Raw genomic sequence first — 5,486 nt, forward strand, 5'->3', positions numbered from 1 at the left:
CGGTGACCTCCAGTCCGCGAGCAGCGAGCTCGATGGCCTGGGTGCCCTGGCCACACCCGACGTCGAGGACTGTCTCGACGCCTTCGAGATGCTCGTGGATCTGGGTCCGCACGAGGCTCTGACGGACGACGTTGCGGAGACTGCCCAGCCGCGACGCCCAGCTTGTCTCGACGTCAGCGAAACCGCTCATCGGCCGAGTCTCTCAGCTGGTTCGTGCCGCGGGGAAGGATCCTCGGGCCGCGAGGCCCCCGCCCTGGCCCGCGCGAGCGATGACGTCGAGCTGCGACGCGAGGCGACGATAAGGATCTCGACACCCAGCCTCGTCCTCGAGCCTGAGGCAGACCTCGAGAGTGGCGTCGTCCGGCCGGACGCCGGTCGGCGGGGTCGGTGCAGACGCGGACCCCGTACCGTCCACGACCGAGGAGTTTGTCCGAGGGATCGATGAAGCCCTGGCCAACAGCAGGATGCGGGTGCGTCCGACGAAACCGGACGCACCCGCCTGCCCACTGAGATCAGCGCTTGACCCTCGCAGTTGTGGTCTTGATGGTCGTCCCACCCGGACCCCGCGCGACAACGACGACCTTCACCGTGCCGGAGATCTTTTTGCTGACCGTCAGCCGTACGGTCCGTCCGGTGCGGTTGAGGGTCTTGGACGTCAACGTCTTGCCGCTCTTGGTCAGCGACACCCTGACGGACGTCGCCCCCGCCACGTTCGTCGAGACGCGCAGTCCCGACGACCGCAGCCTCTTGGCCGTGATCGACCTGTCTGACACCAGCGCGACGACCGGCTTGCTCGGCTTCGCCGGAGTCGTGGACAGCGTGCTCGGCCTGCGACCTAGGAGCGTCTTGAACAGGTCCGTCTGATCAATGGTGCCGGTGACGTTGGCCGCTTGGGGGCCCGAGGCCGCGACGCGGATCTGGCTTCCGGTGTGGTTGGAGCCTGATGCTGCCGTGGAGTAGGCGACCGTCATCGGATCACCGTCGGCGGTCTGTAGCGTCGCGGTCTGGCGCCCGCCGTTGCCGTCGCCGACGATCTGCGTGGAGTGCGCGTGGTCACCCGTCACGACGATGAGCGTGTCGGGATTCTCCTTCTGGAAGTCCAGAGCCACCTTGACTGCCTTGTCGAGCTCGACGAGGTCACCGATCGCGCCGCAGATGTCCGAGGCGTGCTCCTGCTTGTCGACCATCGCGCTCTCGGCCTGCAGGAAGAAGCCCTTCTCGTTGTCCAGCAGCTCGATCGCCTTGGCCGTCATCGTGGACAGGTCGGGCTGGTTGCCACGATCAGCGTTCGTGCACTTCTGATCAGCGCCGCCGGTGCCGGGCGGAGCGGCGGCCACGAGCGGGTTGTACATCGGCGTCATGTTCCCAGCGGAGAACAGCCCGAGCACGGGTCCGCCGTCGAGGGACGTGATGGCGTCGAGACCAGCCTTGTCGTCGACGGCACGGTAGCCCTTGGCGGCCGTCGCGTAGTCGAGGACGGTGCCACCTGCTGGGAGGGTCTGCCCGAAACGGTTCTTGCCGCCACCCAGCAGGACGTCCACCTTGTTGTCGACGAGCTGCTCGGCGATGGACCCCTTGCCACCGGCAGACTTGAGCGCCGACTGACAGTTCGCCATGTCTGCCGGACCCTGGCACGCACGCGCGTTGATGTGTGAGGCCGCTGCCGCCGGTGTCGCGTCGGTCAGCTCAGCGGTGCTGACGTTGCCGGTGAGCTTGCCCTGCTTCTTGTAGATCTCGAGGACCGTCTCGTAGTCCTTTCCCGCGATGTTCGCAGCGGTGCTGGGGCCCTGCGACAGCCGTCCATCGACCGTCTTCTTGCCGGTCGACCAACCGCTCGCCGTCGGAGCCGAGTCCGACACATACGCGATCGGGTAGTCCGGTCCCTCGCCAACCTTGAGGCCGTGAGTCGTCATAGCACCGGTGAACGGCAGGTCATCGAGCGCGAAGCGTCCATCCGCGCCCAGCTGGTAGTTGCGCGCAGCCGTGATCATGGAGTCATCGGTGCCGTCACCAATCAGGAGGATCACGTTACGAGGCTTCGCGGGGTTGATAGCGGCGGCCAGACCGGCCGAACGGTCATCAGTGAAGCCGGGCGACACGGCGTACACCGAGCCGCCAACAGCGAGTCCAGCAAGGGCCAACACGCCTGCGGCGACCAGCCCTCTACGTCTACGTCTACGAGACATGAGTCCGTCCTTGTCGTTGGTTGCTTGCTGTGAATCTGGCGCAGGCAACCAGCGCGGAGGACAACACCAAGGAGCCGGCCGGTGAACACAGGCTGGCGGATGTGCGAGTCAACCCGACCCCTCAAGCGCTCGTGCCGTCCGCCGCCGTGGGTTGGTCGCTTCTCCGTCGCCTGGCTCCCCCGAAGCCAGTTGAGAAGGCTCACAGCCGAGGGTCGACAGGCTCCGACTCGAGCGCGAGGACGGCGAAGACCGACTGGTGCACCCTCCAGAGCGGCTCGTGATCGACGAACGCGGTGAGCGCCTCGAGGCCGAGCCCGTGCTCGCGCTGGGCGAGCTGGCGCTTCTTGCCGAGGTGGCGCTCGCGGAGCACGTCGAGCGAGTCGGTGTAGTCAGGCCCGTAGATGATCCGGAGGTACTCGCGGCCGCGCACCTTGACGCCCGGCTGGATTCGGCCGGTGGTCAGGTGTGCGGGCTTGACAACCATGCCCTCTCCGCCGGCACCCGTCAGTTCCAGCCACCAGTCGATGGCCGCCTCCCGCTCGTCGGCCGAGGCGAGGTCGACGAATCGGTGGCGCGTGGGCGTGATCAGATCGCCTTCGAGCTTCGCAAGCTGTGCGAGGTGCCACTCGTGGGACTCGGTCAGCGCGAGCGCCCGGCCCTCCGCGGCGAGTATCTGGAACGGCGCGAAGGTGACACCGTCCAGTCCCTGGGTCGGGTGGACGTACGCGGCGTACGCGTCTCGGAATGCCTCGGCGTTGTCACGGCGACGGTCGACCTTCTCGACGAGGTCGACGACATCGAGTCCACGAGCAGCGGCCTGCTCGAGCACCGCCCGCGCCTCGGGAAGCACGCGGCGCGCAGCCGCGGCGACCGAGGCGTACTGGACCTTGATCAGATCCATGGCCTTGGCCGACCAGGGCAAGAGCTCGCAGTCAAGAGCGAGCCAGTCGGTGTCGAGGGACTCGAAAAGCGGTGCTGCGCAGTCGCGAAGGTGATCGACGAGCTCGCTGGTGTCGGCGAAGAACGGGCGTCCGGTCCGGGTGTAGATCACGCCGGTGGAGCCATCACCGACGCCGAACCGCCGTTCTGCCGCGTCGGTGTCCTTGGCAATGACCGCGATGGCGCGCGAACCCATGTGCTTCTCCTCGCACACCACCCGGGTGACGCCCCAGCCGGCGTACTCGTCGAAGGCCTGCGCCGGGTGCTCCAGGTAGCCGCCGAGCTTCGACGTGGCCACCGGCGACATGGTGGGAGGCAGGTAGATCAGCCACCGCGGGTCGACGGCGAAGCGGCTCATGACCTCGAGCGCTGCGGCGGCGTTCTCTTCGGGGATCTTCACCTTGCCGGCGTGGGTGGTCTGCAGCCACCGGGTGCCGGCGACGTCATCGACCTTCAGCACTGACGGCTCGCGGTCGCCCACGGGCGGGAGAAGGGGGCGCACAGGTTCGTACCACTCCTTCTCAGCGGGCACCGAGACGATCTGTCGCTCCGGGTAGCGCAGCGCCGTGAGCTCGCCGCCGAAGACGACCCCGGTGTCGAGGCAGATGGTGTTGTTGACCCACTCGGCCTTCGGGACCGGGGTGTGGCCGTAGACGACCATCGCCTGGCCGCGGTACTCCTGGGCCCAGGGATAGCGGACCGGGAGTCCGTACTCGTCGGTCTCGCCGGTGGTGTCGCCGTACAGGGCGAACGCACGGACGCGGCGAGACGAGCGACCGTGGTAGGCCTCCTTGAGCCCGGCGTGTGCGACGACCAGCCTGCCGTCGTCGAGGACGTAGTGGCTGATGAGTCCGTCCATGAAGTCCAGCGCCTGCTTGCGGAAGTCCTCTGGCTCGCTCTCGAGCTGGGCGAGCGACTCCGCGAGGCCGTGGGAGACAGTGACCTTGGATCCTCGCAGGGCGCGGACGAGCTTGGCCTCGTGGTTGCCCGACACGCAGAGCGCGGTGCCGGCGGCGACCATGCCCATGACGAGCCTCAGGACGCCGGGGGTGTCCGGACCCCGGTCGACGAGGTCACCGACGAAGAGCGCTTGACGACCCTCGGGGTGGGTCGCGCTGACGGCCGTGCCGTCGTCGTACGTCAGGGTCCAGCCGAGCTCCGTGAGCAGCGTGTGAAGCTCCGAGGCGCAGCCGTGGACGTCACCGATGATGTCGAACGGTCCGTGGATCTCCGTGCGGTCGTTCCACGGTCGCTCGCGCACGATCTCGGCACCCTCGACCTCGTCGATGCCGCGCAGGACGTGGACGCGACGGAACCCTTCCTTGGTGAGTCGCCGGAACGACCGTGTGAGGTCGCGGTGCTGACGCGAGACGACGTGGTCGCCGAAGTCACGGTCGGGCCGCTGCTTGTTGCGCTCGATCGCCACAGACTTAGGGACGTCGATGACGATGGCATCGACCAAGACGTCGTGGCTCTTGGCCAGCGTGACCAGCGCGGCGCGCGCAGACGGTTGGACGTTGGTGGCGTCCACGACGGTGAGCAGGCCCCGGCGCAGGCGGGCGCCGACGATGTAGTGGAGGACGTCGAAGGCGTCCGGGGTGGCCGACTGGTCGTTCTCGTCGTCGGCGACCAGGCCGCGGCAGAAGTCGCTGGAGATGACCTCGGTCGACCTGAAGTGCCTGCGGGCGAACGTGGACTTGCCGCTGCCGGAGACACCGACCAGGACGACCAGTCCCATGGCGGGAACGGTGATCTGCTGCGTGCCGGCTGCTGCGTCAGTCATTGGCCCCCTCCTTGGTGGTGAAGACGGCCATCTGGGTGGGTGCGCCGACGACGTCGTCGAGATCGCCGATGCCGCGACGCTCGACGGCATAGCCGTACGTCGCGGCGACGCGGTCGGACCACTCGGCGAACTGGTCCCGGGTCCACTCGAAGCGGTGGTCCGGATGCCGCATGCCGACGAGGCCTTCGTAGCGCATGTTGTACTCGGCGTTGGGAGTCGTCACGATGACGGCGCCGGGCTTGGCAGTCCCGAACACGACACGCTCCAGGGCTCCCAGCCGTGGCGGGTCGATGTGTTCGATGACCTCCATGAGCACGGCGGCGTCGTATCCGGAGTAGCGCTCGTCCTCATACGTCAGCGCTCCCTGGAACAGCTGGACGCGCTCGGCCTGTCGCTCACTCATCCGGTCGACGTGGAGACGGCGGGCGGCGTGCTGAAGTGAACGGGTGGACACGTCGGAGCCGGCGATGCGCGTGAAGGACGGCGTCGTGACCAGGCGATCGAGGAGCTGGCCCGCACCGCAGCCCAGGTCGATCACAGACCGCGCGCGCAGCTCGAGAAGGAGCTGCTGCACGGCC

Annotated in this window: 3 protein-coding genes and 1 pseudogene; all 4 read right to left on the minus strand. The window is 67.8% G+C overall.

The features are described 5' to 3' along the window. A pseudogene (locus tag PV363_RS15645) lies at window positions 1-190 on the minus strand (hypothetical protein); the annotation flags it as partial. A 322-nt stretch (window positions 191-512) separates the two neighbouring features. Continuing rightward, window positions 513-2,027: an alkaline phosphatase gene (locus PV363_RS15650; RefSeq protein ID WP_301022810.1), complete on the minus strand. Its 1,515-nt coding sequence runs from the start codon at window positions 2,025-2,027 to the stop codon at window positions 513-515. A 358-nt stretch (window positions 2,028-2,385) separates the two neighbouring features. Then, window positions 2,386-4,908, minus strand: a complete 2,523-nt coding sequence (locus PV363_RS15655) for a polynucleotide kinase-phosphatase (protein ID WP_301022811.1) — start codon at window positions 4,906-4,908, stop codon at window positions 2,386-2,388. Next, the coding region (locus tag PV363_RS15660) for a methyltransferase (RefSeq protein WP_301022812.1) at window positions 4,901-5,486 on the minus strand (586 nt) is incomplete at its 5' end. The genes PV363_RS15655 and PV363_RS15660, both read right to left, overlap by 8 nt.

The sequence above is a fragment of the Mumia sp. genome (assembly GCF_028803055.1).
Taxonomy (GTDB): domain Bacteria; phylum Actinomycetota; class Actinomycetes; order Propionibacteriales; family Nocardioidaceae; genus Mumia.

What these genes read in the sequence shown, in the direction of transcription:
- PV363_RS15655 (WP_301022811.1), bottom strand. Translation starts at nt 4,908, where the DNA reads ATGACTGACGCAGCAGCCGGCACGCAGCAGATCACCGTTCCCGCCATG.